Annotated in this window: 24 protein-coding genes and 1 tRNA gene; 7 read left to right on the top strand and 18 right to left on the bottom strand. The window is 68.1% G+C overall.

Annotated elements, in window-relative coordinates:
• Positions 1-272 precede the first annotated feature (272 nt).
• A complete protein-coding gene (locus tag ACY48E_RS14985; protein ID WP_462873016.1) occupies positions 273-602 on the top strand; it encodes a histone-like nucleoid-structuring protein Lsr2 in 330 nt (109 codons plus the stop codon).
• A gap of 41 nt (positions 603-643) precedes the next feature.
• Positions 644-994, top strand: a complete 351-nt coding sequence (locus tag ACY48E_RS14980; protein WP_462873015.1) for a histone-like nucleoid-structuring protein Lsr2 — start codon at positions 644-646, stop codon at positions 992-994.
• A gap of 141 nt (positions 995-1,135) precedes the next feature.
• Here ACY48E_RS14980 and ACY48E_RS14975 read toward each other — a convergent pair whose 3' ends face one another.
• The 7 genes from ACY48E_RS14975 to ACY48E_RS14945 all read right to left on the bottom strand — a co-directional run bounded on the left by ACY48E_RS14975 (position 1,136) and on the right by ACY48E_RS14945 (position 6,536).
• A complete protein-coding gene (locus ACY48E_RS14975; protein ID WP_462873014.1) occupies positions 1,136-1,270 on the bottom strand; it encodes a hypothetical protein in 135 nt (44 codons plus the stop codon).
• 354 nt (positions 1,271-1,624) lie between these two features.
• Entirely contained in the window at positions 1,625-1,759 is a 135-nt protein-coding gene (locus tag ACY48E_RS14970) for a hypothetical protein (protein ID WP_462873013.1), read from the bottom strand.
• A gap of 131 nt (positions 1,760-1,890) precedes the next feature.
• Positions 1,891-1,963, bottom strand: a tRNA-Ala gene (locus ACY48E_RS14965).
• Between the two features lie 98 nt (positions 1,964-2,061).
• Complete coding sequence (locus ACY48E_RS14960) at positions 2,062-2,811, bottom strand: DsbA family protein (RefSeq protein WP_462873012.1); 750 nt, start codon at positions 2,809-2,811, stop codon at positions 2,062-2,064.
• A gap of 60 nt (positions 2,812-2,871) precedes the next feature.
• Positions 2,872-4,095, bottom strand: coding sequence for an MFS transporter (locus tag ACY48E_RS14955; RefSeq protein ID WP_462873011.1), 1,224 nt, complete (start codon positions 4,093-4,095; stop codon positions 2,872-2,874).
• Positions 4,092-5,732, bottom strand: a complete 1,641-nt coding sequence (pgm, locus tag ACY48E_RS14950; RefSeq protein WP_462873010.1) for a phosphoglucomutase (alpha-D-glucose-1,6-bisphosphate-dependent) — start codon at positions 5,730-5,732, stop codon at positions 4,092-4,094. The genes ACY48E_RS14955 and pgm overlap by 4 nt, the downstream gene beginning before the upstream one ends.
• Before the next feature lie 126 nt (positions 5,733-5,858).
• Positions 5,859-6,536: an LON peptidase substrate-binding domain-containing protein gene (locus ACY48E_RS14945; RefSeq protein ID WP_462873009.1), complete on the bottom strand. Its 678-nt coding sequence runs from the start codon at positions 6,534-6,536 to the stop codon at positions 5,859-5,861.
• 70 nt (positions 6,537-6,606) lie between these two features.
• Between ACY48E_RS14945 and treZ the strand changes: the two genes are divergently transcribed.
• Positions 6,607-8,343: a malto-oligosyltrehalose trehalohydrolase gene (gene treZ / locus ACY48E_RS14940; protein WP_462873008.1), complete on the top strand. Its 1,737-nt coding sequence runs from the start codon at positions 6,607-6,609 to the stop codon at positions 8,341-8,343.
• Here treZ and ACY48E_RS14935 read toward each other — a convergent pair.
• Positions 8,316-9,866, bottom strand: a complete 1,551-nt coding sequence (locus tag ACY48E_RS14935) for an MFS transporter (protein ID WP_462873007.1) — start codon at positions 9,864-9,866, stop codon at positions 8,316-8,318. The genes treZ and ACY48E_RS14935 overlap by 28 nt on opposite strands.
• A 110-nt stretch (positions 9,867-9,976) precedes the next feature.
• Here ACY48E_RS14935 and ACY48E_RS14930 point away from each other — a divergent pair, with 110 nt between their 5' ends.
• Both ACY48E_RS14930 and ACY48E_RS14925 read left to right on the top strand, forming a co-directional pair.
• The gene (locus ACY48E_RS14930; RefSeq protein WP_462873006.1) at positions 9,977-10,564 is read left to right on the top strand and encodes a TetR family transcriptional regulator; all 588 of its coding nucleotides are present in this window, start codon (positions 9,977-9,979) and stop codon (positions 10,562-10,564) included.
• Positions 10,561-11,127, top strand: coding sequence for a hypothetical protein (locus ACY48E_RS14925; protein ID WP_462873005.1), 567 nt, complete (start codon positions 10,561-10,563; stop codon positions 11,125-11,127). Before ACY48E_RS14930 ends, ACY48E_RS14925 begins: the two co-directional genes overlap by 4 nt.
• Before the next feature lie 25 nt (positions 11,128-11,152).
• On the opposite strand, the gene ilvA is transcribed toward ACY48E_RS14925, so the two are convergent.
• Both ilvA and ACY48E_RS14915 read right to left on the bottom strand, forming a co-directional pair.
• Complete coding sequence (ilvA, locus tag ACY48E_RS14920) at positions 11,153-12,469, bottom strand: threonine ammonia-lyase IlvA (RefSeq protein ID WP_462873004.1); 1,317 nt, start codon at positions 12,467-12,469, stop codon at positions 11,153-11,155.
• Positions 12,470-12,521: 52 nt separating this feature from the next.
• Positions 12,522-12,956, bottom strand: coding sequence for a nitroreductase family deazaflavin-dependent oxidoreductase (locus ACY48E_RS14915; RefSeq protein WP_462873003.1), 435 nt, complete (start codon positions 12,954-12,956; stop codon positions 12,522-12,524).
• A gap of 146 nt (positions 12,957-13,102) precedes the next feature.
• Between ACY48E_RS14915 and ACY48E_RS14910 the strand changes: the two genes are divergently transcribed.
• Together ACY48E_RS14910 and ACY48E_RS14905 are read left to right on the top strand one after the other, a co-directional pair.
• Complete coding sequence (locus ACY48E_RS14910; protein ID WP_462873002.1) at positions 13,103-13,429, top strand: hypothetical protein; 327 nt, start codon at positions 13,103-13,105, stop codon at positions 13,427-13,429.
• Positions 13,430-13,609: 180 nt separating this feature from the next.
• Positions 13,610-14,041: a DoxX family protein gene (locus ACY48E_RS14905; RefSeq protein WP_462873001.1), complete on the top strand. Its 432-nt coding sequence runs from the start codon at positions 13,610-13,612 to the stop codon at positions 14,039-14,041.
• Here the strand turns inward: ACY48E_RS14905 and dnaE are convergent.
• The 8 genes from dnaE to ACY48E_RS14865 all read right to left on the bottom strand — a co-directional run bounded on the left by dnaE (position 14,004) and on the right by ACY48E_RS14865 (position 25,531).
• On the bottom strand, positions 14,004-17,537 hold the full coding sequence (gene dnaE, locus ACY48E_RS14900) for a DNA polymerase III subunit alpha (protein WP_462873000.1): 3,534 nt from the start codon (positions 17,535-17,537) through the stop codon (positions 14,004-14,006). The genes ACY48E_RS14905 and dnaE overlap by 38 nt on opposite strands.
• A 57-nt stretch (positions 17,538-17,594) precedes the next feature.
• Positions 17,595-18,452 carry an EamA family transporter RarD gene (gene rarD, locus ACY48E_RS14895; RefSeq protein ID WP_462873023.1) on the bottom strand — a complete coding sequence of 286 codons (858 nt, stop codon included), beginning with the start codon at positions 18,450-18,452 and terminating at the stop codon, positions 17,595-17,597.
• A 100-nt stretch (positions 18,453-18,552) separates the two neighbouring features.
• Positions 18,553-19,149 carry a YdeI/OmpD-associated family protein gene (locus tag ACY48E_RS14890; RefSeq protein WP_462872999.1) on the bottom strand — a complete coding sequence of 199 codons (597 nt, stop codon included), beginning with the start codon at positions 19,147-19,149 and terminating at the stop codon, positions 18,553-18,555.
• Between the two features lie 57 nt (positions 19,150-19,206).
• The gene (locus ACY48E_RS14885; protein ID WP_462872998.1) at positions 19,207-20,304 is read right to left on the bottom strand and encodes an ABC transporter ATP-binding protein; all 1,098 of its coding nucleotides are present in this window, start codon (positions 20,302-20,304) and stop codon (positions 19,207-19,209) included.
• A gap of 16 nt (positions 20,305-20,320) precedes the next feature.
• The gene (galK, locus tag ACY48E_RS14880) at positions 20,321-21,601 is read right to left on the bottom strand and encodes a galactokinase (protein WP_462872997.1); all 1,281 of its coding nucleotides are present in this window, start codon (positions 21,599-21,601) and stop codon (positions 20,321-20,323) included.
• Complete coding sequence (gene galT, locus ACY48E_RS14875; RefSeq protein WP_462873022.1) at positions 21,541-22,656, bottom strand: galactose-1-phosphate uridylyltransferase; 1,116 nt, start codon at positions 22,654-22,656, stop codon at positions 21,541-21,543. Before galT ends, galK begins: the two co-directional genes overlap by 61 nt.
• A gap of 11 nt (positions 22,657-22,667) precedes the next feature.
• Entirely contained in the window at positions 22,668-23,498 is an 831-nt protein-coding gene (locus ACY48E_RS14870) for a DeoR/GlpR family DNA-binding transcription regulator (RefSeq protein ID WP_462872996.1), read from the bottom strand.
• Positions 23,498-25,531, bottom strand: a complete 2,034-nt coding sequence (locus ACY48E_RS14865) for a beta-galactosidase (RefSeq protein ID WP_462872995.1) — start codon at positions 25,529-25,531, stop codon at positions 23,498-23,500. The genes ACY48E_RS14870 and ACY48E_RS14865 overlap by 1 nt, the downstream gene beginning before the upstream one ends.
• Between the last annotated feature and the right edge of the window lie 233 nt (positions 25,532-25,764).

Genomic DNA, 25,764 nt, shown 5'->3' with positions numbered 1-25,764 from the left:
ATGCGTCCACGCGTTGCCCCAGCACTCGTCACTGACATCACATCAGCATCATCCACCTCGACTGTCGCACCAGCAAACCCGGATGTCCGATTCGCACCGATCAGGGCACCAACCGTGACCATTACGTTATTTCCGGTTCGGGCGTGTTTTCCGGGGCCTTCGCCGATGGTGCAAATCCGCAGGTATCGTGTGCGGAAGATTGTTCAGACACACAATCGGAAGAACCCGCGCTTTCATCCACCGGCGCAATCGGCAATCGGAAAGTAGACCGCATGGCAAAGCAAGTCGTGGTTCAGCTGATCGATGATCTCGATCAGGAACCCATCGACGGGGACGGCGAACACATCGAATTCGCCATCAACGGCGTCGAATACTCCATCGACCTCAAGGACGCGAACGCGAAGGTCTTTCACGACACCATCGGCTACTACATCGGTTTCGCCACCAAACTCGCCCCCGCCCGCACCAACCGCAGGTCTGCGGCGACGCCCGACGAGACCAGCACGATCAGGGCCTGGGCCAGGGAGAACGGCTACAACGTCTCCGGACGCGGCCGCATCCCCGCCGAGGCCAGGGCGGCGTACGCCGCCGCAACGGCCTAGTTCGCTCCCGACACCCGACACCACACCAGAAGGAAACAGACATGGGCAAGCAGCTCTACGTCGAAGTCATCGACGACATCGACGGAACGGTGCTCGACGACGGTGGTGAACGAATCACCTTCGCCGTGGGTGGAAACCGGTACGAAATCGACCTCGGTGAGAAGAATGCCGCCGAGTTCTACCGCGCGATGGATCTGTATGTTCGGCACGCCGCCCGCGTCGGGTCGCGATCAGCGGCAGCAAAAGCCGCGAAATCGGGAACGGGCCGTTCGGTTCGTGCGCCCGATCAGCTGAGGGCCATTCGCGAGTGGGCTCGCAGTAATGGCTACGAGGTGTCCGCGCGGGGCCGGATCCCCGCCGAGGTGGAGCAGGCGTTCGACGCGGCACACTGAATCGGAGAACTGGACGAACAACATCAACTCGGTGTGGGCGGTGCCGACACCGAGTTGATGTTGTTCATGGCGAGAACTCGCCTGGGAAAGTCGATCCCCCGATCGAGAACGCACGGGATGAGTCAACCCGTGCGGGGTGGATCAGAAGAGGGACCGCCCGAACAGCAGCCCCACCAGACCCGTCGTGATCGCGATGAAGACGTACAGCCCACCCCTGATCGGGTCGCCTGCCGAGGCGCCCTCCTGCAGCCAGCCGATGATGTCCACCGAACCCATGACCCAACTCCTTACCTTACGTACGAAAATCTAACGATTTACTAAGTACCGATCGGTACTTAGTTTGCAAATCTTCCATCCTGTTACGCCAAGCGTGGCCCCGGACGGGAACCGTCTCAGAGAATCGATCTTCCGAAAAGCGCGAGGATCCCAGCGGCACCGACCGAGATGACGAGGAACAGCGGTGTCCTGATCGGGTCGCCTGCCCCCGCGCCCTCCCGTAGCCAGTTCAAGATGTCCACCGAACCCATAGCTCAACTCCCTGCCTCGCGAACGAAAAACCAACGATTTGCAAAGTACCATCCGGTACCTATTTTGCAAACCCTCCAGGCTGTTTCGATCGTGAACGCGGAGTCAGAACGACGGTCTGCCGAACAGGATCCCGATGATCCCGCCCGCGATGGCCAGGAAGTTCACGAGCCCTCCCCGAATCGGATCACCCGCCGACGCACCTGCGACCAACCAATTGACGATGTCGACCGAACCCATGACGAACCCCCCGTTGTGTGCTGTCGGATTGACCGCGCGAAAATATCAGGGAGCAGAGCGAGAAGTGGCGGAAATGCAGAAGCGAGCCCGTAGGGCCCGCTTCTGTCGATCATGTGGAGCTCGATCGTGGGTGGAGCTAAGGGGACTCGAACCCCTGACCCCCACACTGCCAGTGTGGTGCGCTACCAGCTGCGCCATAGCCCCGTATTCGGTTGTGCGTGCAGGCGGTTGACCACCGCTGAACGCTCGACCGAAGCTACACCATCGTCGGGACCGCCAACAAATCGCTTCCCGGCCGTCGCCTACAGGTCCGCAACCCAGTTGGGGTTGGAGTTGGTGTCGACGATCGCCCCACCGACCACCACGGTCGGCGTGCCCTGTCCCCCGGCGGCAGTGAGGGCCTTGGACGCCGCGTCGGCGTTCGATGCGGCCGCCCCGATGCCCGCTCCGGCTTCGATACACCCGGCCGCAGCCTCGCCGGCGCCGGAGTTGCGCGCCAGCGTCGCCAACTCGTCGTTGGTGCGATCGCTCTTTCCCTGCTCCGCCGGTTGAAAGCCCCGATCGAAGAGTCCCGCGTGGAACTTCGAGTACGCCGCGCCGGTCGCATTGGTGGCCACGCATTCGGAGGCTGCGACGGCGCGGGTGCTGTAGTCGCCGCTCGCGGAGGCCCGGTTGAGGAAGTCGAGCATGTGGTAGCGAACCGTGATCGTGCCCGCGTCGAGCTTCTGCGCGATCTCCTGCCCGTGGGTTCGTTCCAACTCGGCGCAGAACGGGCAGAGCGCATCCTCATAGATGTCGACGACCTTGCTCGCCGTGGGTGAGCCGAGGGTGACCACCCCCGCGTCGAGTCGAACCTGCACGGCAGGGTTGCGCACCGACCCGTAGCCGTCGGCGCGCGGCGTTGCCGTGGCGGCGCTGGACGGCGCGGTGTCGGGCTGCTGCACGATCGCCAGCGCCACGATGGCCCCGACGACCAGAACAGCGATCGCCCCGAGGATGTACGAGCTGCGGCTCGACGCGGTCATGTTGCCCGGGTTGCGTGTGCTGCTCACACCACAACTGTGGCACGGGCACTGCGGCCTCGGCCACGAGCCTCCCGCCGGCAGGTGCGACTACCGGGGATCCTTCCGGGGCCGCGCCATGGTCTCCGGTGCCCGAATCCAGCCCACGGCGGCCAGGAGCACGATCGCCCCGGCCACGCCGAAGGCAACGTCGAAGGAGACGAACTCGACCAGTACACCGGCCGCGAGTGGGCCGAGCACTCCGCCCACATCGGCCGCCATCTGGTACGCCGCCAGCACCGAACCGCCTCGCGCCCGCGATCCGATGATGTCGGCGATCGACGCCTGCAGCGCGGGTGCCAGAGCCCCCGATCCCAACCCCGCCACGAACGAGAGCACCAGAACCTGAGGAAGGTCCGATGCCGTACCCATCACGGCCGTTGCGACTCCACACACCACCAGACCGCCGATCACGAAGGGGCGGCGTCCGTACCGGTCCGACAGCCGACCCGCCGCGGACAGCACCACCGCGTTGCCCACCGCGTAGACGGCCAACACCACGCCCGTCGCGGCTGGTTCGCGGCCCAGAGAGTCCACCACCAGCAGAGGCACGATTGCCGTGCGGACACCGAGGATCGCCCACCCGTTGGCGAAGTTCGAGACCACTGCCGCCCGGTACGCGCGTGATCGACCTGCCTCCCGCAACGTCAGCACCGCGACGGAGGTCGGTGACGCGAGCCCCTCGCTGCTGGGCTCTCGCAGGGCGGCGAACACGACGGTCGCGGCGATCACGAGGGCGATGGCGTAGGTGATGAACGGTGCCCGAAGCCCGAACTGCACGGTCGCGCTGCCGACCAGCGGTCCCCCGATGGTGCCGAGCAGAAAGCTCGTTCCGTAGAGACCGGCCACCCGCCCACGCATGGACGACGGACTGACACGGATCACGAGTGCGAGCGCGGACACGGTGAACATGGTCGATCCGATTCCGCCGAGCGAACGGAAGATCAACAGCGACAGGTAGTTCGGCGCCGCCGCACACGCGGCGGTCGATGCGGCCACGATCAGCAGACCCACCAGGTACACCGTCCGCTCACCCCACCGCTGAACCAGGGCGCCCGCGGCCGGTGCGAACAGCAGCCGCATGAGTGCGAAGGAACTCACGATCGCGGCCGCCGCGGTGTCGCCCACACCGAATTCGCGCGCGAACAGCGGTAGCGCCGGGGCGACGATGCCGAATCCGAGCGCGATCACCAGGCTCGCCGCGAGCAGAACCCAGATCTCGCGACCGAGGCCGCGGGAACCGGGTCGGGAGCCGGGATCGTCGGAGTCGCTCACGCTCCGGACAGAACGCGCGCGACCAGGTCCCGTGCCGCGGACTGCACCTGCGCCAGGTGCGCCTCGCCCAGGAACGACTCGGCGTAGATCTTGTAGACGTTCTCCGTTCCCGACGGGCGCGCGGCGAACCAGGCGTTCGCGGTGCACACCTTGAGCCCGCCCAGGGCCGCCCCGTTGCCGGGCGCGGCGGTGAGCACCGCGGTGATCGGCTCCCCGGCCAGCTCCGTCGCCGTCACTCGATCGGCATCGAGGGCTGCGAGCAGCGCCTTCTCGTCGCGAGTGGCGGGCGCGTCGGTGCGGGCGTACACCGGCGCGCCATGCGTGCCCGCGAGGTCGGCGTACCGCTGCGACGGCGTCGAACCGGTCACGGCGAGAATCTCCGATGCGAGCAGCGCGAGGGCGATACCGTCCTTGTCGGTGCTCCACACGGTGCCGTCGGTCCGCAGAAGCGAGGCGCCCGCGCTCTCCTCGCCGCCGAACCCGAGCGAGCCGTCCGCGAGACCGGGGACGAACCACTTGAAGCCCACGGGCACCTCGAGCAGGTCGCGACCGAGCGCACCCACCACCCGGTCGATCATCGACGAGCTGACCACCGTCTTGCCCACCCGCGCGGCGGCGGGCCAGCCGGGGCGATGGGAGAAGAGGTAGTCGATGGCCACGGCGAGATAGTGGTTGGGGTTCATCAGGCCCCCGTCCGGGGTGACGATGCCGTGCCGGTCGGCGTCGGCGTCGTTACCGGTGGCGATGTCGAACGAGTCCCGCAGGGCGATCAACGACGCCATCGCGTTCGGGGAACTGCAGTCCATCCTGATCTTGCCGTCGGTGTCGAGAGTCATGAAGCGCCATGTCGAGTCGACGAGCGGATTCACCACGGTGAGGTCGAGATTGTGGCGTGCGGCGATCGCGTCCCAATAGTCAACGCTCGCCCCACCCAGTGGATCGGCGCCGATCCGCACCCCCGCCGACCGCACGGCGTCGAGGTCGACCACCGACGGTAGATCGTCGACGTACGTTCCGAGGAAGTCGTAGGTGTGCACCGAACCGGCACGGGCGGCGGCGAGCGAGACCCGTCGCACGGTCGAGACCCCAGCGCGCAGAATCTCGTTGGCACGATCGGCGATGGCGCGGGTGGCATCGGAGTCGGCCGGACCGCCGTGCGGAGCGTTGTACTTGAAGCCTCCGTCGCGCGGCGGATTGTGCGACGGGGTCACCACGATCCCATCCGCGAGACCAGCGGGACCGGAGGCGTTGTGTCGCAGGATCGCGTGGCTCACGGCCGGGGTGGGGGTGTAGCGCTCCCCCGAGTCGACGAGCACCTCGACGTCGTTCGCAGCGAGCACCTCGAGGGCGGTGACCCACGCCGGCTCGGACAGCGCGTGTGTGTCCCGTCCGATGAACAGCGGGCCCGTGGTGCCACGGGCCGCCCGGTACTCCACGATGGCCTGCGTGGTGGCCACGATGTGCGCCTCGTTGAATGCGGCGTCCAGGCTCGAACCGCGATGCCCGGAGGTTCCGAACGCGACGGCCTGATCGGGGTCGTCGACGTCCGGGGTCACGGTGTAGTAGGCCGTCACCAGGTGTGCGGGGTCGATCAGATCCTCCGGCCGAGCCGGTAGGCCGGCGCGCTCGTGAGCCACGGTGATCTCCTTCTGCCGCCGAACGCGATCGGCGTCCGGATCGCTGCGACGCTCCCCGATGTCAGACCCTAGACCGCACAGACCCCAGACCGCACAGACCCCAGACCGCACAGACCCCCGGTTGGCTCAGTCGGGCGGCATTCGGGAGAACTCGGCCACCGCGATCACGTCGTCGACGGCGGCGGTCAGCACCGCCACCCGCTCGTACACCGACGGGGCCGCCAGTACACGAAGTTTGTCCGCCGGCCCCAGTGGCAGAACCGACGCCACGGTGTAGACCGCCTCGGACGACCCGCCCGGGGTGAGGGAGGTGCTGGCCAACAGATCCAGAGCGGGCAGGCTCGGCTCGTCCAGACCGCGTTCGGCGGCGATCTCGCCCAGCAGCGTCAGCAGCTCACGGACCTTGTCGATCAGGGCGGTGACCTCGGGGACCTCCATGTGCGGCTCGTCCGGCCACGTTTCGACACGGGCCCGCGGATAGGGGTCGTCGTCGAGCCACTCGGTGATTCGGATGCGCTCACTGCCCACGCATTCGAGCACGTAGCGGCCGTCGTCGAGCGGAACGCAGCGGGTGATGTCGGCGACCGTGGCCACGTTCTCGCGGCTGTCACCGCCGCCCACCTCGTGACCTCGCTCGATGAGAACCACACCGAAGCGTGGGCCGTGCGGGGAGGTCATGCAGCGATCGACGAGTGCGCGGTAGCGGGGTTCGAACACGTGCAGCGGAAGGGGTTCTCCCGGAAGCAACACCGATCCGAGGGGGAACATCGGGAGGTCGTCGATCCGACCGGCGGGCGCGCTCATGGTTCCAGCATGCCCCGGGCACGCGGGCGCCGCGCCGCAGCCGAGCGACCCCCGGGGAAGGATGGTGATCATGACCGAGACACGCCCGTTCGACGTGTGGGCTCCGCGGCCGTCGACTGTGTCGCTGTGGCTGGGCGGGACCGTTCACACCATGACCCGCGACGACGACGGATGGTGGCGCACCGCAGTCCCCGCCCGGGTCGGCGATCGGTACGGATTCCTCCTCGACGGCGACGACACGGTGGTCCCGGACCCACGCTCGGCTCGCCAACCCGACGGCGTCCACGCGCCGTCGGCGGTGCACGATCTCGACCCCGGCCTCTGGACCGACGACCACTGGACCGGGCGTGACCTGGCCGGCTCGGTGCTCTACGAGCTGCACATCGGGACCTTCACCGAGCAGGGCACGTTCGACGCCGCCATCGGCCGCCTCGATCATCTTCTGGATCTCGGGGTCACCACGGTGCAGGTGATGCCCATCAACGCCGTGAACGGCACGCGAAACTGGGGCTACGACGGCGTGCTGTGGTACGCGGTGCACGAGCCCTACGGCGGTCCCGACGGGTTCGCCCGCCTGGTCGACGCCTGCCATGCGCGGGGCCTGGCCATGGCCCTCGACGTGGTCTACAACCATCTGGGGCCGTCGGGCAATCATCTCGGTCGATTCGGCCCGTACACCGGCGAGGGCTCCACCACCTGGGGTGAGGCGATCAACATCGCCGGCCCTGGCTCGGACGTGGTGCGCCGCTACATCCTCGACAACGCGCTGCGGTGGTTCGAGGACTTCCACGTGGACGCACTGCGGCTCGATGCGGTACACGCACTACACGACACCACGGCAATGCATCTGCTCGAGGAATTGGCGGCCGAGACCGACCGACTCTCGGCGCATCTGCGTCGTCCCCTGAGCCTGATCGCCGAGAGCGACCTCAACGACCCCCGGCTGATCACACCCCGCGCGGCCGGCGGATACGGCTTGGCGGGGGCGTGGAACGACGACGTCCACCATGCGGTGCACGCTGCGGTGTCCGGGGAGCGCCAGGGCTACTACGGCGACTTCGGCTCGCTCGGCACCCTGGCCACGACGCTCACACGCGGGTACTTCCACGCCGGTACCCACTCGAGCTTCCGCGGTCGCCGACACGGACGGCCGATCGACACCCGGGCGGTGCCCGCGAGCCGCCTTCTCGCCTACACCACCACCCATGATCAGGTGGGGAACCGGGCTCTCGGGGACCGGCCGGGCGCCTACCTCGACGGCGGCCGACTGGCCATCAAGGCAGCACTGGTCCTGCTCTCGCCGTTCACCCCGATGCTGTTCATGGGTGAGGAGTGGAACGCCTCCACGCCGTTCCAGTTCTTCACCTCCCACCCCGAACCCGAACTCGGCGAGGCGACCGCGCGAGGTCGCCGAGCCGAGTTCGCCGAACACGGCTGGGACACCGACGCGATCCCCGATCCGCAGGACCTCGCAACGTTCGCGCGATCGACGCTGCGGTGGTCCGAGGTCACCGAGACCGCACACGCCCGCATGCTCGCGTGCTACCGCGACCTGCTGCGCCTACGCCGCGAGTACTCCGAGTTGAGCGATCCCACCTTCGCCTCGGTTCGGGTGGAGTTCGACGAGGCTCGGCACTGGATCGCCGTCCACCGAGGGGAGAGGGTGACCCTGGTGGCCAACCTCGCCGCCGAGCCGGTGGACGTCCCGGTCGATGGACGGCCGATCCTGTGGTGGGACGCACCGACGTTCGCCGAACCCGGCGTCGTCACCGTCACGCCTCACTCCTTCGTGGTGCTCGCCGCCTGAGTCCGCTCGCCGAGCAACCTCATCACCAGCACGGCAGTGAGGGTGAGAACGAGGGCGGTGACGATGGACGCCACGTGCATTCCGTCGACAAACGCGGCGCGCGCCGTGGTCAGCAGCGTCTGGCCCTGCGCACCAGGGAGCGCCTGCGCTGCCGAGACCGCGCCGCCGAGGGTTTCGCGTGCCTGCGCAGCGACGGCCCCGGGGAACGCGCCGACGTCGATGCCGCCCCGGTAGATCGCCATCACCACCGATCCGAGGATGGCGACACCGCTGGCGATGCCGAGCTCGTACGCCGTCTCCGACACCGCCGACGCAGAACCCGCTCGTGCGGACGGGACCGATCCGACGACGAGGTCCGCGGACAGGGTCAGCGCGAGACCGGCCCCGAACCCGACGAGCGCGAAGCCCACGATGAACAGGGCGGGGCCACCCTCGGCGCGCAGGCCTACCAGCAGCAGGGCCCCGGCGGCGGCGACGAGCAGGCCCCACACCAGCACCGTGCGCGGGGCGTACCAGCGAACCAGGGCGCCGGCGCCCAGCGACGACACGATCGACATCGCGGTGCCGGGCACCAGGAGCAGGCCCGCTTCGAGCGCTCCGACCCCCAGCACGCCCTGCAGATACTGCGCGCCGAAGAAGAGCACGCCGGTGAGCGCGAAGATCGAGAGCAGGTTGGTCAGCACGGCCGTGGTGAAGCGTCGCTCGGCGAAGAGGTCGAGTTCGATCATCGGGTGCTCGAGCCGCATCTGACGACGGACGAATGCGACACCGGCGAGGACGGCGACCGCAGTGATGCCGAGAAGCATCGCGCTGGGGCCGTGCAGGGCGATCTCCTTGATCACGAACACGGCGGGCACCATCGTCGCGATGGACAACCCGGCGCTGAGGAGGTCGAATCGGCCGGGGTTCGGGTCCCGTGACTCGGGGATCACCATCGGCCCCACCACCACCAGCACCGCCATGATGGGCATGTTGATCAGGAACACCGAGCCCCACCAGAAGTGCTCGAGCAGCCAGCCGCCGAGCACCGGCCCGCCTGCGGCACCGCCGCCGGCCATCGCGCTCCACACGCCGATGGCGGTGGTGCGTTGACGAGGGTCGTCGAAGATCGTGCGGATCAGGGCGAGGGTGGCCGGCATCAGCGTCGCTCCCGCGACGCCCTGGAGCGCGCGGGCGGCGATCAGCATCACCGGGTCGACGGCGAACGCGGCGAGAACCGATGCCGCACCGAAGCCGACGGCGCCGATCATCAGCAGCTTCCGGCGTCCGATGCGGTCGCCGAGGGTGCCCATGGTCACCAGCAGGCCGGCGAGGACGAACGAGTACACGTCGATGATCCACAGCAGTTCCGCACTGCTGGGCGCAAGTGATGCGCTGACGAACGGGATGGCGATGTCGAGCACCGTGCCGTCGACGGCGATCAACAGCACTGCGAAGGCAAGCACTACCAGTGCCAGCCAATCCTTGGCGGTGGCCTGTCGGTACTCCTGCGGCTGCGGGCGGGCAGCCGTCGCGCTGGTCATGACGCTTCCTCACATTTTCTCTCGGGTTGAACCACAGTTCGTCTACCGTCCGGACGGTACAGCGATGGTGACGATAGCAAACAACCGTCCCACCGGTACAGTTATTTCCCATGGCGTCCGGAACCCGCGATCGCATCCTCGACGCGCTCGAGGGCATCCTGCTCGACCGCGGCATGTCCGCCGTCACCCTCGAGGCCGTCGCCGCCGCCGCCGACGTGTCCAAGGGCGGCCTGCTCTACCACTTCCCCAGCAAGGACGCGATGCTCGCCGCCATGGTCCGCCGACTCGGCGACCGAGCCGACGAGCAGCGAGCACAGGCTCAGGCCACGGGCACCTCGCTGGCCGAGTGGTATCTCGAGGTCCCCGACGCCGCGTCCACCGACGACGCCGCCCTGTTCCGATCGACGGTCGCAGCCCTGCGCAGCGTCGAGGGTCGCGGCACGATCGAGGCCCAGCGCGAGCCGGATGCCGACTCGGCCGACGTCCAGACCGCCGTGGTGGAGGTGATGCGCCTGTGGGACAAAGGAATTCAGGACGAGATCGGAGATCCGGTCCAGGCGGAGATCATTCGACTGGTCGGTGACGGGATCTACTTCGCCGCTCTGCTCAACCTCCCGCTACCGGATGCGGATCTGCATGCTCGCGTGGTCGCGCGGATTCTCGGCCGGGAGCCCGGAAGCGGGGAGAACCGGGCGTGAGCGACTACGACGAGCCACACGTGGCGACCGTGGACACCCTGCTGTACGGCGACGTCGTGATCGAGAGCACCGAGAACACCGTCGTGGCGTTCTACAGCGACTCCCCCGACCCGCGAGTTCACTTTCGGCGGCTCGGCGAACGCACGCGCACGTCGACACCTCTGGGCACCCGCACCTCGAGCGCGATCGCGGCCTCGATCGGCGACGAGAGCATCACCGTCACCGCGGGGCGCGCGCGTCTGCTCAGGCGCTCCTTTCGCGTTCGACTGCAGTTCGGCGGTCGGGACCTGACGCTGGCAGCACGAAGCCTCGCGGACAGCTACCTCCTCGACGGGCCGAAAGACAACGGGGACAATGCATTCGGTACCCTCACACGCCTGGCCGGCGGCGCGGTCGACATGGAGTGGTCGGTTCCCTTCACGTTGGGTGGACGAACCATCGAGCCACCGGTGCCCGGCCGCGAGGACGTGCTCGTGGCGGTGGCCGCCGCGGTGGCCTTCGGTACCGGCGGTCTGTCGCTGACCACGATCGTCATGGGCGCCGTAGAGGCCCTGCTGCCCTGACGTGCGGGCGGGCCGGTCGAGCGTCTCAGGTGAGGTAGCGGTACGCGGGAGTGCCGGGCTCGAGGTGCTCGACACTGATCGGTGAGTCGGCCATGCGCTCGAGCAGCGGCCCCAGCCCCTGCGCCGATCCCAGCTCGATACCGACCAGCGCCGCTCCGGTCTCCCGGTTGTTGCGCTTGACGTACTCGAACGTGGTGATGTCGTCGTCCGGCCCGAGCACGTCTGTGAGGAACGCTCGCAGCGAACCGGGTTCCTGAGGGAAGTCCACGAGGAAGTAGTGCTTGAGGCCCTTGTGCACGAGGGAGCGCTCGAGGATCTCACCGTAGCGGGAGACGTCGTTGTTGCCTCCCGACACCAGCGCCACCACCACCTCGTTCGGCTCGAACCTCGCGCCCTCGAGTGCGGCGACGGCCAGCGCCCCGGCGGGCTCGGCGATGATCCCGTCGTTCTGATACATCTCCAGCATGGCGGTGCAGATGGCACCCTCGTCGATCTGACCGATCCGGAACGACGGCCCGTCGGTGCGGTCCGCGCGGTGACCGACCACACGGGCGCCGAGTGCGGTGACCGCAGCGAACGGCACCGCGCCGACACGCTTGACCGACGCCCCGTCCACGAACGGATCGATGTCGGTCAGAGTCACCGGTTCTCCCGCGATCAGCGCCGCCGCCATCGATGCCGCCCCCGCCGGTTCGACACCGAGGATCGACGTGCCGGGCGACCGCTCGCGCAGGTAGGTGGCCACACCCGTGAGGCAGCCGCCACCACCGACGGGGAGGATCACGGTGCCGGGCGCCTCGGGCAGTTGGGCGAGCATTTCACGGCCCACAGTTCCCTGACCTGCGGCGGTGCGAACATCGTCGAACGGCGGGACGATGGTGGCGCCGGTGCGGGAGACGTCGGCGGCCGCGGCCTCGGCGGCGGCGTCGTACGTGATGCCGGTGGGGATGACCTCGACGAACTCGCCGCCGTGGAAGGCGATGCGGTCACGCTTCTGCCGCGGGGTGTTGGTGGGAACGTAGATGCGTCCGTGCACCTGCAGGCGGCGGCAGGAGAACGCGACGCCCTGGGCGTGGTTGCCGGCGCTGGCCGCCACCACCCCTGCCGCCCGCTCGGCCTCGCCGAGTTGGACCATCAGGTTGTACGCCCCGCGCAGCTTGTACGACCGCACGCGCTGCAGATCCTCACGCTTGAGATAGACCCGCGCACCGGTCGTCGCGGACAGCCGCTCGCTGTACTCGAGCGGCGTCACGGCGACCACGTCGGCGATGCGCTCGGCGGCAGCGTCGACCTCGTCCGCGGTCAACCCCGCGATCGCCGCCACTTCACTGATCTCGGTCACCGGATCATGGTGTCACCCGGCAGGCGGCGACGCTGGATCGGGTGTGCCGCGGTCAGCGGCGACTCAGCACGAAGACCGGGATCTCACGATCGGTTCGGCGCTGGTAGCCCTCGTAGTCGGGGAAGGCCGCCACCGCCCGCTCCCACCACAGCGCCTTCTCGTCGCCGGTGACCTCCCGCGCCACCATGTCCCACTTCTCGGTGCCGTCGCGCAGCGCCACCGCGGGGTCGGCGACCACGTTGTGGTACCAGACGGGATGCTTGGGCGCGCCGCCGAGCGAGGCCACCGCGGCGTACTCGCCGTCGTGCTCGACCCGCATCAGCGGGGTGATCCGCGTCTTGCCCGACCTGCGCCCGGTGGTGAACAGCAGAACGACGGGCATGCCCCTCATCGTGGTGCCCTCGGTGCCGCCCGAACTCTCGTAGAGCTCGGCCTGATCGGCCGCCCAGTCCGATGTACTGCGTTCGTAGTCCTCGTTCAGTGCCATGACTGCACTCCACACCATCGACGAGTAGTCGGCAACGACATCGACCGGGCGGATACACGTTGTGCCCACCTATGAGCGAAAGCGAGCGCTTGGCCACCCATCCGGGGATCGTCGATCGTGTCGGACCCACATGACACCGTGCGCGTATGGACGACACCGCCCAGCTGCGCGGCACCGAGTTGCGCTACGCACTGACAGACCACCTGCACCGACACGGCCAGCAGACCATCGCCGAACTCGTGGACGGCCTGACCGCCCGAGGCTTCGTCCTCATGGGAAACCCATCCAAGACTGTGTCCGACGCCCTTCGCTGGGAGATGGGGCACTCGCGCATCAAGCGGGTCCGCCGCGGTGTGTACGCCCCGTGCACGATGCCCCGGTCGACGCGGTATCGGATCGACCGTCGCGTGCGCTCGCTGAACACTCATGCGGCGCAACTGCGGGCCCGGCGACCGTCGGGACCATGTCGGTAGCCGTCGGCACCGCGTTGCCCCCGGCTGTACCCACAGACCCAATTCGCTGAAAGGTGGGCACAAGGACCACCGGCAGGGGCCGGGCCTGCTGCTGGTGCACGAGGGTCGCCGCACCGAGCCAGGACCCGATCCAACACCAACATCGGTACCGATACCCCGCATACCCGGATACTGGTGTGCATGACCATTCGCTCCGCTGCCCGGGTTCTGCTGGGAACCTTCCTGACCTTCGCCGGGCTCAGTCACCTGATCTGGGCGCGCACCGAGTTCCGCGCCCAGGTTCCGGGATGGGTGCCGTTGCCCGTGGACTTCGTGGTGGTGGCGTCCGGGATCGTGGAGGTTGCCCTCGGTCTGAGCTTGATCTTCCTCGTGCGTCACGCGGCGGTAGTGGGCTGGATCGTGGCGGCGTTCTTCGTCGCCATCTTCCCCGGGAACATCTCCCAATATGTCACGGGCACATCAGCTTTCGGCCTCGACACCGACAGTGCCCGCGCGATCAGGCTGCTGTTCCAACCCCTGTTGATCGCGTGGGCCCTGTGGTGCACCGGGGCGTGGGCGGCCCGGCCGGCAGTCCTCAGGCGGACAGGCAGCTCGGGCCCAGCAACGCCTTGAGATCACCCATCAGAGCCGACGACGGTGTCACCCGCAGACTGTCGTCGAGCTTGAGCATGGTCACCCGCTCCCCCGAGATCAGCCGCAGGTGCACGTCCGCCGAACCCGGGTGGCTGGCGAGTACACGCTTGAGGGCTCCGACCTTGTCTGCGGTGCACAGCCGGGTGGGCAGGCTCACCGCGAGCGGCTTGGCCACGCCGATCGCGGAGAGGTCCGGCACGGCGAGATCGTTGACGATGAGCGAGGTGCGATCGTCCTTGCAATTGACCCGCCCCTTGATCAGCACCACCGCGTCCTCGGCGACATCACCACCGAGCACCGAGTAGGCCTGCGGGAAGAACAACACCTCGATACCGCCGGTGAGGTCTTCGAGCTGAGCCGAGGCCCAGGTCAGACCGTTCTTGTTCACCCGGCGGTTGACCGACGCCAGGATCCCGCCGACGGTGACCTGCGTTCCGTCCTTGACCGCGCCCTCGAGGATCGCCGGGATCGAGGTGTCCGACTGCGCCGCCAGCACGTGCTCGACCCCGCTGAGCGGATGCCCGGAGACGTACAGCCCCAACATCTCCCGCTCCAGCGCCAGCCGATGCTTGGTCTCCCACTCCTCGTCGGGGACCTTGACGTTGAACACCGAGGCGATGGACTCGTCGGCGTCGACGCCGCCGAACAGGTCGAACTGCCCGATCGCCTCGGCCTTCTTGGTGCCGAGAACCGCGTCGATGGCGTCTGCGTGAATCATCATCAGCCCGCGCCGCGGATGGCCCAGCGAGTCGAAAGCACCTGCCTTGATGAGGGATTCGGTGACCTTCTTGGTGCATGCCGTGGTGTCGATCTTGGCCAGGTAGTCCGAGAAATCGGTGAACTTCGACTTCTCCTTTCGGGCAGCGACGATCGAGGCCACCACGTTCGATCCGACATTGCGTACCGCGCCGAGGCCGAAGCGAATATCGGTGCCCACCGAGGCGAAGTTCAGCTCCGATTCGTTGACATCCGGCTGCATCACGGTGATGCCCAGTTTGCGGCAGTCGGCGAGGTAGATCGCGGCCTTGTCCTTGTCGTCGCCGACGCTGGTGAGCAGGCCCGCCATGTACTCGGCCGGATAGTTGGCCTTGAGGTAGGCCGTCCAGAAGGACACCAGGCCGTACCCGGCGGCGTGCGACTTGTTGAACGCGTACCCGGCGAACGGGAGCACGGTGTCCCACAGAGCCTTGATCGCGGCCTCCGAGAAGCCGTTGTCGAGCATGCCCTGCCGGAAACCGGCGTAGGCCTCCTCAAGGACCGAGAGCTTCTTCTTGCCCATGGCCCGCCGAAGGATATCGGCCTGACCGAGGCTGTACCCGGCCACCTTCTGCGCGATCTGCATGATCTGCTCCTGATACACGATCAGGCCGTACGTGTCCTCGAGAATCTCCTTGAGCGGCTCCTCGAGTTCAGGGTGGATGGGCGAGACCTGCTGACGCCCGTTCTTGCGGTCGGCGTAGTCGTTGTGCGCGTTCATGCCCATCGGGCCGGGCCGGTAGAGCGCGAGCACCGCCACGATGTCGTCGAACCCGGTGGGTTGCATGCGGCGGAGCAGGTCGCGCATCGCGCTGCCGTCGAGCTGGAACACGCCCAGGGTGTCCCCGCGCGAGAGGAGTTCGTATGTTGCGGGGTCGTCGAGAGCGAGCGAGTCGAGATCGAGCTCGATCCCCCGGTTGGCCTTGATGTTGTCGATCGCGTCACCGATCACGGTGAGGTTGCGCAGACCAAGGAAGTCCATCTTCAGCAGGCCGATGTCCTCGCACGACGGATAGTCCCAGCCGGTGATCAGCGCGCCGTCCTGCGGCCGCTTCCACACCGGGATGGTCTCGATCAGCGGCTCGGACGACATGATCACCGCGCACGCGTGCACTCCGGCGTTGCGAATCAGACCCTCGAGGCCGAGGGCGGTCTCGTAGATCTTGGCCACATCGGGGTTCGACTCGATGAGTGCGCGAACCTCCGCGGCCTCCTTGTATCGCTCGTGCTCGGGATCGGTGATCCCCGCGACGGAGATGTCCTTGGCCATGATCGGTGGCGGCAGCGCCTTGGTGATCTGATCGGCGATCGCGAACCCGGGTTGGCCGAACTGCACACGCGCCGAATCCTTGATGGCCGCCTTGGTCTTGATGGTGCCGAAGGTGATGACCTGCGCCACGCGGTCGCCACCCCACTTCTCGGTGGCATACCGCACCATCTCGCCGCGCCGACGATCGTCGAAGTCGATGTCGATGTCGGGCATCGACACGCGTTCGGGGTTGAGGAACCGCTCGAACAGCAGACCGTGCGGGATGGGGTCGATATTGGTGATGCCCATCGCGTAGGCCACCAGCGAACCCGCGGCCGATCCGCGGCCGGGGCCGACACGGATGCCGACCTCCCTGGCGTGGTCGATGAGGTCACCGACCACCAGGAAGTACGCCGGGAACCCCATGTCGAGGATGACATCGAGCTCGAAGTCGACCCGGTCGAGATACTCCTGCGTGGGCCCGTCCGGGAACCGGCGGTGCAAACCGTCCTGCACCACCTTGCGCAGCCAACTGCCCTGCGTGTGACCCTCGGGAACCGGGAAGACCGGCATGCGGTCGCGGTGCTCCCACACCTCGTCGTAGGGCTGCACTCGCTCGGCGATCAGCAGAGTCGACTCGCACGCACCGGGTACCTCGTCGTCCCAGATCGCGTGCATCTCCTCGGCGGACTTGAGGTAGTAGCCGTCTCCGTCGAACTGGAAGCGGTTGGGGTCGCTGAGGGTCTTGCCGGTCTGAACGCACAGCAGCGCTGCGTGATTGACCGCGGCATCCTTGGTCACGTAGTGACAGTCGTTGGTGGCCAGCGGCGGAATGCCCAGTTGCTTGCCGATCGCGAGCAAACCCTCGCGCACGCGCCGCTCGATGGTGAGCCCGTGGTCCATCAGTTCGAGGAAGAAGTTGTCCGGGCCCCAGATCTCCTGCCACTTGGCCGCCGCCTCGAGAGCCTCGCGCTCGTGACCGAGCCGCAGGCGGGTCTGGATCTCGCCGGACGGGCACCCGGTGGTGGCGATGATGCCCTCGGCGTGGCGGGCGATGAGGTCCTCGTCCATGCGCGGCCACTTGCCCAGCTGACCTTCGATGGACGCCAGGGACGACAGGGTGAACAGGTTGCGCAGGCCGGTGGCGTTCTCGGCCACCATCGTCATGTGGGTGTAGGCGCCGCTGCCGGAGACGTCGTCGCTCTTCTGCGATCGATCGCCCCACAGGATGCGCTTGGTGTCGAATCGTGACCCGGGCGCAACGTAGGCCTCGATGCCGATGATGGGCTTGATGCCCACCTTGGTGGCCTCGCGGTAGAACTCGTTGGCGCCGAACATGTTGCCGTGGTCGGTCATGCCGACCGCGCTCATGCCCAACCGCTGCGCCTCGGCGAACAGCGGGCCGATCTTGGCCGCGCCGTCGAGTATCGAGTACTCGGTGTGATTGTGCAGATGAACGAAGTCGGCCACGGCGCCCACTCTAGGGTCTGGCACCGACAGCGATGCCCACCCGCGCGGCATGTCCGCTCAGGTCGTGACGGATGGGGCGGATGAGTCCGGCGCGGCGCCTCGGCGGCCCCGCAGACGGTGCGCGGCGTCGATCGAGAACACTGCGAGCGCGCACCAGATCAGAACGAACCCGATCCACCGCGCCGCCGGCATGTCCTCGTGCAGCACGGCCACACCCCACGCCAGTTGCAACCCCGGGGTGATGTACTGCAGCAGCCCCAGCGTGACCAGCGGAACCCTCTGGGCGGCGATCCCGAACAGCAGCAACGGCACCGCGGTGACCGGCCCGGCCACCACCAGCAGCAGCGCGTGCAGTGGTCCGAGCGACAGTGCGGTCGACCCGCCCGTGACCGCGAGTCCCAGCAGGTAGGCGAGGGCGAAGGGCGCCCCGACGACGCCTTCGGCGGCCAGGGAGGTCCGTGGGTCGAGGTCGACGATCTTCTTCATCACCCCGTAGAGCGCGAACGACACCGCGAGGGTGAGGGAGATGACGGGCGGGCGCCCGTACTCGACGGTGAGCACCAGCACGGCGATCGTGGCCAGGGCCACCGCGGCGCCCTGCCACCGGGTGAGCCGCTCGCGGAAGAACACCACGCCGAACAGCACGCTCACGAGCGGGTTGATGAAGTATCCGAGCGCCGCCTCCACCACGTGGCCGGACACGACGGCGTAGATGTAGACGCCCCAGTTCACGGCGATGGCCGCCGACGCCACCGCCACCACACCCCACGTCCGGCGGTCGAGGGCGCGCAGGGTTCGCAGCCGACCGCCGACCGCGAGGACCACGAGCATCAGCAGACAGGTCCACAGGATCCGGTGCGCCAGGATCTCCACCGGCCCCACGAAGTGCAGGAGCCCGAAGAAGATCGGGAACATCCCCCACAGCGAGTAGGCGCCGACACCGGCGAGCAGCCCGGTGCGTGCGGGCGCACCCGTCAGCCCGGCGCCGGCGGGCGCACCCGCAGAGGAGCGTGCCTCAGTCATCGCGGGGTTCCCGCTGTGGATACAGCGTGTCCCCGCGGGCGAGCACGTCGATGTAGGTGCCGATGCGCGCGGCCCTCGTCTCCGGGCGCACCAGGGTGTGCAGGCGGAACAGGATGGCCCATCGGTTCTGCGCTGTCAGGGTCGAGAATGCTTGCGCAGCTGCCGGATTCGCATCGAGGGCGGCCGACAGGTCGGCGGGCACCTCCGCGTCGCGCTGCCGGTACGCCGCGTCCCAGCGACCATCGGCCATCGCTTTCTCGACTTCCGCGATGCCACCCTCGCGCATACGACCCTCCTCGCTCAGGCGCGCGACGTGCTCCCGGTTGCGCTGCGACCACACACTCCGGGGCCGTCGAGGGGTGAACACCTGGAGGAAGTAGTGCGTGTCGAGCCCCTTGACCTGCCCGTCGATCCATCCGAAGCACAGAGCCACATCGAGCGCCTCGTCGTAGGTGATGCCCGGCAGTGTCGTCGCCTTCTTGCGCAGTCGCAGTCGAACACCGCCGGGGTCGGGGTCGCCGGCGAGCCACCGCTCCCACTCCGCCACGGTGTCGACCGTGAGGATCGGCTTCTCGGACACTGCCACCATGGGTGGAACTGTAGTGAACGGACGGGCGCCGTAGGGCTGCGCCGAGGCGCGACCGGGTCAGGTCAGCGCCATGCCGTCCTTCGCCGAGAACACGTGGACGCGCTTGGGGTCGGGCGCGAGGGTGATCGTCTCGCCCTTCTCGGGTGTGCGCCCCTCGCCCACGCGGGCGATGATGTTGATCGCCTCGCTCAGGGACGTACCGGCATCACCGTTGTCGGGGACGATGCGCCCGTACACGTAGGCGTCGGCGCCGAGTTCCTCCACCACGTCCACCTCGACCTTGGCGCCGCTGTCGGAGACCACCCAGGCCTCCGGGCGGACACCGACGGTGGCGCGCGGTCCGTCGATCTTCGACGCGATGGCCCGATCCAGCGGCAGGTCCAGGCCACCGAGGCGGGCGTGGCCGTCCTTGACCTCGACGTTCATCAGGTTCATCGCGGGCGAGCCGATGAACCCGGCGACGAAGCTGTTGACGGGGTTCTCGTACAACGTCTTCGGGCTCGCGCACTGCTGCAGCACCCCACCCTTGAGCACCGCCACGCGGTCGCCCATGGTCATCGCCTCGACCTGGTCGTGCGTGACGTAGACGGTGGTGGTACCCAGGCGCCGCTGCAGCAGGGAGATCTGTGTGCGGGTCTGTACACGCAACTTGGCGTCGAGGTTGCTCAGCGGCTCGTCCATCAGGAACACCTGCGGGTTGCGCACGATCGCGCGGCCCATGGCGACTCGCTGGCGCTGGCCACCGGAGAGCGCCTTCGGCTTGCGATCGAGGTAGTCACCGAGATCGAGCACCTTCGCCGCCTCGGCGACGCGGGTGGCGATCTCGGCCTTGTCCATGCCCGCGATCTCGAGCGCGAAACCCATGTTCTTGGCCACGGTCATGTGCGGGTAGAGGGCGTAGTTCTGGAACACCATCGCGATGTCGCGTTCCTTGGGGGCCAGGGACGTCACGTCCCGCTCCCCGATCCGGATGCTGCCGTAGTCGACGTCCTCGAGGCCTGCGAGCATGCGCAGCGACGTCGACTTCCCGCACCCGGACGGCCCGACCAGGACGAGAAACTCGCCGTCCTCGATGTCGAGGTCGAGCGAGTGCACGGCAGGGGTGTCGGTCCCCGGGTACATCTTGGTGGCTCGGTCGAACGTCACTCGTGCCATGGTCTGTCTCCTGAATTCACTGGTTGGGTTCTCTCGTGCCGGGTAGGGCGCGGTCGATGTGGTGGCGGCGAGCCGCGCTGGACGGCTCGGTGGACAGCAGCGTCGGGTCCGGCAGGGACGCCGCACGCGCCGCGGATGCGACGGCCTCGACGACGCTCGGGCGGCTCCCGCGTCGAATCAGGGCGATGGCCGAGCCGCCGAACCCACCGCCGGTCATGCGGGCGCCGAGTGCGCCGGCGGACAGTGCGGCGTCGACGGCGCAGTCCAATTCGACGGAACTGACCTCGAAGTCGTCACGCAGGGACCGGTGTGATGCGGTCAGCTGCGGTCCGATCTCGGCGGTGTGGCCTCGACGCAGCAAGTCCACGACGGTCTCGACGCGGCCGATCTCGGTGAGCACGTGACGCGCCCGCGCGCGCAGCGTCGGGTCCGTCAGCAGGGCCAGCGCGGCGCCCTGATCGCGCACCTCACGCAGGGACTGCACACCGAGTTCGGTGCAGGCGCGCGCCACGCTCGACCGCCGCTGCCCGTACTGCCCGTCGACGAGACGGTGGGGGGCGTTGGTGTCGATCACGAGCACCTCGAGGTCGTCGTCCGCGAAGGCCAGCGCCACGTGCTCGAACTCGCCGGTGAGGCAATCCAGCAGCAGGGCGTGCCCACTACGCGCATGCATGGCCACGTTCTGATCCATGCCCCCGGTGTCGGCACCGGCGATCTCGTTCTCCGCACGAATACAGGCGGTGACCAGGTGCCGCCGACCCGGACCATCGGTGGCGGCGCCGGTGAGGTCTGCGAGGGCGAGAGCAACGGCGCACTCGAGCGCAGCTGAGCTCGACAATCCCGATCCGACGGGCACCGACGAGTCCACGGCGACGTCCGCGCCGGTGGTCGCCGGCACCACACCCGCCTCGACGAGCGCCCACACCACTCCTGCGACGTACGCGGCCCACCCCGACGGGTGTGCGGGAGCGACGTCGGCGACGGTGCCCTCCCACGATCGTTCGGTGTGGGTGGACACACAGCGGACCACACCGTCGGTCCGCAGGGTGACCGCCGCGGCGGTGCGATTGGGGAGCGCGAAGGGCAGCACCAGTCCACCCGCGTAATCCACGTGCTCGCCGATGAGGTTGACCCGGCCGGGCGCGCTCCACACACCGTCCGGGGCCGCTCCGAAGCGATCGGTGAAGAGGGCGATCGCACCGAGCACCACCTCGTCCGCGGCCGTCACCGCGGCCGTCACCGCGCGACCTCGCGCAGCCGATCGGCGATCGCCTCGGGAGTGGTGTCGTTGACCCATGCCCCGGCAGCGGACTCCGAACCCGCCAGGTACTTCATCCGGCCGGGCGAGCGCATCATCGAGAACAGTTGCAGGTGAAGGCGTCCGAACTCGCGGCCGTCGCCGACGGGTGCCTGGTGCCACGCCGAGATGTACGGGGTGGCGGCAATTCCGTCGAAGAAGCGATCGACCCGCGCGAGCAGTTCCAGGTACACCACGGCCAACTCGTCGCGCTCGGTCGAGGTGAGTTCGGCCAGGTCCTTGACGTCGCGATGCGGGGCCAGATGAATCTCGAGCGGCCAGCGCGCGGCTGCCGGTACATACGAGGTCCAGTACTGCCCCGTGGTGATGATGCGACGACCGGAGCGCTGCTCGGCCTCGAGGACGTCGCCGAGGAGGGAGTTGCCCGTTGCCGCGTGGTGCTCACGCGATCGGCGCAGCAGTGTCTGCGCACGCGGCGGCAGGAAGGGGTAGGCGTAGATCTGACCGTGCGGATGGGTGAGGGTGACTCCGATCTCACGTCCCCGGTTCTCGAAGCAGAACACCTGCTCGATACCGGGGAGGGCGGAGAGTTCGGCGGTGCGATCGGCCCACACCTCCACCACTGTCCGCGCCCGTTCGACGCCGAGAACGGCGAAGTTCGCATCCGGATCGGACGTGAAACAGATGACCTCGCACCGCCCGGCGCCCGGGGCCAGGGGCCACAGCGGTTCGCCGTCGACGTACGGCGGAAGATCCTGCTCGGCAGCGGTGGTCGCCAGCGAGGGGAAGCGGTTCTCGAACACCACGACGTCGTAGTCGTGCGCCGGGATCTCCGTGGCGGGCCTACCCGGCCGCGACGGCGCGATGGGCGAGAGGTCCGGCGGCGGGAGGAAGGTGCGATCCATACGCTGCGCCGCGATCACCACCCACTCCCCGGTGAGCACGTCGAACCGCATCTGCGACTGCGACACCGAACGCGGCAGAGGGCGCGTGTCCACCAGCTCGCGGGTCGCTGCGCCCGAGACGTAGGGCTCGGAGTCGTCGTAGTAGATCAGTTCGCGCCCGTCGGAGAGCGTGGTTCGTGTCTTGCGGATCCCGGTGGCGATCACGAGTTCACCCGCTGGGAGACATCGTCGCCGCCGTCCCGACTCAGCCGAGCGTCGCCGGTAGGGGCCACCACGAGGTCGCCCACCCGCTCGCCGTAGGACTCCCGGTCGCCGAGTTCGAGCGCGTCGTCGGTGACGAGCACGTCGACATCGGACAGCGGTACCGTGTCGGCCAGTGCCGTCACTCCGAACTTGGTGTGATCGGCCAGCACCACGACCGTGCGCGAGGACGCCACCAACGCCTGATTCGTTTGCGCCTCGGCCAAATTGGGGCAGGTCAGACCGTGTTCGAGATCGAGTCCGTGGGTGCCCAGGAAGAGGATGTCGAGGTGGATCCCGCGGACCGCGGACACCGTCAGCGGCCCCACCAGCGCGTACGACGGTGTTCTCTCTCCGCCGGTCAGCAGCACCGTCTGGTCGACCCGCCCGCCGTCGTGCAGGGCGTCGGCGACCGGCAGCGAGTTGGTGACCACCGTGATGCCCGGCACGTCGAGAAGCTCGTTGGCCAACGCGAACGTCGTTGTCCCGCCCGAGATCCCGACGGAAGCGCCGGGCCGCACCAGACGTGCCGCCGCCCGGGCGATGGCGATCTTGGCGCCGCGACCGATGGCCGACTTGGCCGGGAACCCCGGCTCGTGTGTCGACGCCGACCGCGGCAGGGTCACTCCCCCGTGCACACGCTCGACCAGTCCGCGTTCGACCAGTTCGTTGATGTCGCGCCGCACCGTCATGTCCGAGACACCCAGTGCCGCACCGAGGTCGACCACCTTCACCGCGCCGCGGTTGGTGACCTGCTCGAGAATCGCCTGCTGGCGCTGATGGGCGAGCATCATCGCACCTCTTCCACGACGGCACTGCCGCCCGGCGGGACGGTGAGCAGACCGGTGACATCAACCTCGGCCACCAGGTCCCGACCGGCGATCGGCACGGTGACCTTCTCACCGGAGTGGTTGAGCACGAACAGCCATGATCGCGAGTCCGATCGGCGACGAACGATCTCGACGTCGGCGTTCAGCGCTCGGCCACCGCCCAGCTCGGCCGCGAGGGCCGTCAGAGCCGCCTCGCTCGGCACCGTCGCGAGATACATCGCGCGACCTGCGCCCACTGCTCGCGAGGTCAGGGCCGCGACACCGGCCAGATGCCCCTCGGTGTGTCGCAGAAGCACCTCGACGTCGCCGGCGGTGGTGAGGTACTCGGTCCACAGCGTCGCCGTCGACCCGTCGTCGAGGGTCACCTCCACGCCCTCCGGCAGCGGGAAGAACTCCTCCACGCGCACACCGAGCAGATCGGTGAAGGCACCCGGGTAGCCACCCTGACGCACATGGTCGTGGCGGTCGGCGACGCCCGAGAACGCGGTCACCAGCACCGTTGCGCCGGCGTGTGCCGCTGCTGCGATGGCAGCGGCCTCGGTGTCGGAGAGCATGTAGAGGGCGGGAACCACGATCACCCGGTAGCCCGCCAGCGACGAGCGCAGCGGGATCACGTCGCACGTGAGCGACGACGCGGTGAAGGCGCGGTGCATTCGCATCGCAATGTCCATGTGCTGCATGAGTTTCGACGGGTGGCCCTCCTGCTCGCAGGCCCACTGCGAATCCCAGTCGAAGAGCACGGCCACCGGAGCCTCGACCGTGCTCCCCATCACCGGCGCCAGGCGCCGCAGCACCGCACCGAGTTCGACCGCCTCGCGCCACCGCGCGGTGTCCGCACCGGCGTGGGGCAACAGCGCGGAGTGGAACTTCTCCGCACCGGCCACCGACGCCCGGAACTGGAAGTAGGCGATGCCGTCGGCGCCGCGAGCGAGGTGGGTCAGCGAGTTGCGCAGCATCTCCCCGGGCACCTTCGCCTGGTTGACCTGCTGCCAGTTCACCGCGCTGGTGGAGTGCTCCATCAGCAGCCAGGGCGTCGAATCCGCCACTCCCCGTGTGAGATCGGCGGAGAACGCCAGGTGGTGGTGCGGCGCGCGGCCGCGTCCGAACGGATCCGGGATCAGATAGTGGTCGGTGGAGACCAGATCCTGCTCGAGAGCCCACGCGGCGTAGTCCATGTCCCCTGCCGGCGCCCCGGGTGCACCCATGCCGACCATGAAATTGGTGGTCACCGGAACGTTCGGCGTGATCCGCGACAGGATGTCGTACTCGGCGCGGTACTGGCCGAAAACTGCCTCCGAGCAGAACCGTCGCCAGTCGAGCAGGTGGGTGGGATTGCCGAACGTGGTGCTCACCGACGGCGGGACGATCTGATCCCAGTCGCTGTAGCGCTGACTCCAGAAGGTGGTCCCCCACGCGGCGTTCAGTGCGTCGAGATCGGCGTAGCGAGTGCGCAGCCAGGCCACGAACGCCGCGGCGCTCTCGGGCGAGTAGCACCGCGAGTTGTGGCAGCCCAGCTCGTTGCTCACGTGCCACAGAGCGAGGGCCGGGTGCTCGCCGTACCGGTGGGCCATCTTCTCCACCAGGGTCAGCGAATGGTCGCGGAACACGGCGGAGTTCGCGCTCCAGGTCTGCCGACTGCCGATCTGGTAACGGTAGCCACGCTCGTCCACCGGTCGGATCTCGGGATGCAGGTGCGCCATCCACGGCGGCGGGGACGCGGTGCCGGTGGCCAGGTCGACGCGGATCCCGCCCTCGTGCAGAAGATCCATCACTCGGTCGAGCCACTCGAAGTCCCACGTGGTGGGGGTGGGCTGAAGGCGCGCCCAGGAGAACACGCCCACCGTCGCGAAGTTGACCCCGGCCTCGTTCATCAGCTCCACGTCCTTGACCCAGACGCTCTCGTCCCACTGTTCGGGGTTGTAGTCCCCGCCGTAGGAGATGCCGTCCGTGGGCCACGGGTGCGTGCGGTTGCTGCGCGGTCGAGCTGTGGTCATGGTCACAACCTGGACTATCGTCGACCAAAAGTCAACACAAGTGAACAAGCCGCCTTCCGGCCAACCCCCGCGAGCATCGATCCAGTTGGGAAGGTTGACAACGGAGGCGTGTTCATGTTGTTGTAACCCGCATCACACTGACCCGACTGTCGGTTCACGTCAATAACTGAGTGATCTTGTTCGTTTCCGCTCGAAGTTGCACCGATCGAAAGCCCGGTGCACACACCGAAAGC

The organism is Rhodococcus sp. AZ1 (assembly GCF_054979605.1).
The sequence above is the reverse complement of the archived record's forward strand: the minus strand, read 5'-3'. Positions and strand labels throughout refer to the sequence as shown.

Coding starts and splice junctions, on each gene's coding strand:
- ACY48E_RS14910 (WP_462873002.1), top strand. CDS start 13,103: ATGGACGACACCGCCCAGCTGCGCGGCACCGAGTTGCGCTACGCACTG.
- treZ (WP_462873008.1), top strand. CDS start 6,607: ATGACCGAGACACGCCCGTTCGACGTGTGGGCTCCGCGGCCGTCGACT.
- galK (WP_462872997.1), bottom strand. CDS start 21,601: ATGGGTCAACGACACCACTCCCGAGGCGATCGCCGATCGGCTGCGCGA.
- ACY48E_RS14945 (WP_462873009.1), bottom strand. CDS start 6,536: ATGAGCGCGCCCGCCGGTCGGATCGACGACCTCCCGATGTTCCCCCTC.
- ACY48E_RS14970 (WP_462873013.1), bottom strand. CDS start 1,759: ATGGGTTCGGTCGACATCGTCAATTGGTTGGTCGCAGGTGCGTCGGCG.
- ACY48E_RS14930 (WP_462873006.1), top strand. CDS start 9,977: ATGGCGTCCGGAACCCGCGATCGCATCCTCGACGCGCTCGAGGGCATC.
- ACY48E_RS14865 (WP_462872995.1), bottom strand. CDS start 25,531: ATGACCACAGCTCGACCGCGCAGCAACCGCACGCACCCGTGGCCCACG.
- ACY48E_RS14885 (WP_462872998.1), bottom strand. CDS start 20,304: ATGGCACGAGTGACGTTCGACCGAGCCACCAAGATGTACCCGGGGACC.
- ACY48E_RS14935 (WP_462873007.1), bottom strand. CDS start 9,866: ATGACCAGCGCGACGGCTGCCCGCCCGCAGCCGCAGGAGTACCGACAG.
- ACY48E_RS14975 (WP_462873014.1), bottom strand. CDS start 1,270: ATGGGTTCGGTGGACATCATCGGCTGGCTGCAGGAGGGCGCCTCGGCA.
- ACY48E_RS14905 (WP_462873001.1), top strand. CDS start 13,610: ATGACCATTCGCTCCGCTGCCCGGGTTCTGCTGGGAACCTTCCTGACC.
- ACY48E_RS14985 (WP_462873016.1), top strand. CDS start 273: ATGGCAAAGCAAGTCGTGGTTCAGCTGATCGATGATCTCGATCAGGAA.
- ACY48E_RS14870 (WP_462872996.1), bottom strand. CDS start 23,498: ATGCTCGCCCATCAGCGCCAGCAGGCGATTCTCGAGCAGGTCACCAAC.
- ACY48E_RS14915 (WP_462873003.1), bottom strand. CDS start 12,956: ATGGCACTGAACGAGGACTACGAACGCAGTACATCGGACTGGGCGGCC.
- ACY48E_RS14890 (WP_462872999.1), bottom strand. CDS start 19,149: ATGGTGGCAGTGTCCGAGAAGCCGATCCTCACGGTCGACACCGTGGCG.
- ACY48E_RS14980 (WP_462873015.1), top strand. CDS start 644: ATGGGCAAGCAGCTCTACGTCGAAGTCATCGACGACATCGACGGAACG.
- rarD (WP_462873023.1), bottom strand. CDS start 18,452: ATGTTCCCGATCTTCTTCGGGCTCCTGCACTTCGTGGGGCCGGTGGAG.